Here is a 716-nt window from a genome sequence, read left to right on the forward strand (position 1 = left end):
AATTTGATCCTTTTAAAGAATCAACTTTCTGATTATATCAAAGCCATTTCGGCTTGTCAAGTTTTTTTTGGTGGAGCCTAGCGGGATCGAACCGCTGACCTCCTGCGTGCAAGGCAGGCGCTCTCCCAGCTGAGCTAAGGCCCCAAAAAAATCATGGTCGGGAAGACAGGATTCGAACCTGCGACCCCTTGGTCCCAAACCAAGTGCTCTACCAAGCTGAGCTACTTCCCGAAAAAAAATATGGTGCGCCCGGCGGGAGTCGAACCTACAACCTTCTGATTCGTAGTCAGATGCTCTATCCAATTGAGCTACGGGCGCATATTAAGATGGTGCCGAGGACCGGAATCGAACCGGTACGGTAGTCACCTACCGCAGGATTTTAAGTCCTGTGCGTCTGCCAGTTCCGCCACCCCGGCATAAATAAATAGTGGAGCGGAAGACGGGATTCGAACCCGCGACCCCAACCTTGGCAAGGTTGTATTCTACCACTGAACTACTTCCGCGAACATGCGGGTGAAGGGACTTGAACCCCCACGCCTTGCGGCGCCAGATCCTAAGTCTGGTGCGTCTGCCAATTCCGCCACACCCGCATAATAAAATGGTGAGCCATGAAGGATTCGAACCTTCGACCCTCTGATTAAAAGTCAGATGCTCTACCAACTGAGCTAATGGCTCATATAAACTATTTATATATGCTATATTAAGCTTGTATGAAG

General features: G+C 49.9%; 7 tRNA genes. All 7 read right to left on the reverse strand.

The features are described 5' to 3' along the window. Nucleotides 1-68 precede the first annotated feature (68 nt). The 7 genes from QUF94_RS26010 to QUF94_RS26040 all read right to left on the reverse strand — a co-directional run bounded on the left by QUF94_RS26010 (nucleotide 69) and on the right by QUF94_RS26040 (nucleotide 675). A tRNA-Ala gene (locus tag QUF94_RS26010) sits at nucleotides 69-144 on the reverse strand. A gap of 10 nt (nucleotides 145-154) precedes the next feature. After that, nucleotides 155-231, reverse strand: a tRNA-Pro gene (locus tag QUF94_RS26015). Nucleotides 232-241: 10 nt separating this feature from the next. Beyond that, a tRNA-Arg gene (locus QUF94_RS26020) sits at nucleotides 242-318 on the reverse strand. Nucleotides 319-327: 9 nt separating this feature from the next. Continuing rightward, nucleotides 328-416 (reverse strand) — tRNA-Leu (locus tag QUF94_RS26025). 12 nt (nucleotides 417-428) lie between these two features. Beyond that, nucleotides 429-503: transfer RNA gene (locus QUF94_RS26030), tRNA-Gly, on the reverse strand. Nucleotides 504-508: 5 nt separating this feature from the next. Further along, nucleotides 509-590 (reverse strand) — tRNA-Leu (locus QUF94_RS26035). A gap of 9 nt (nucleotides 591-599) precedes the next feature. Continuing rightward, nucleotides 600-675 (reverse strand) — tRNA-Lys (locus QUF94_RS26040). Nucleotides 676-716: the final 41 nt, after the last annotated feature.

This window comes from Peribacillus sp. NJ4, from assembly GCF_030348345.1.
GTDB lineage: Bacteria > Bacillota > Bacilli > Bacillales > DSM-1321 > Peribacillus.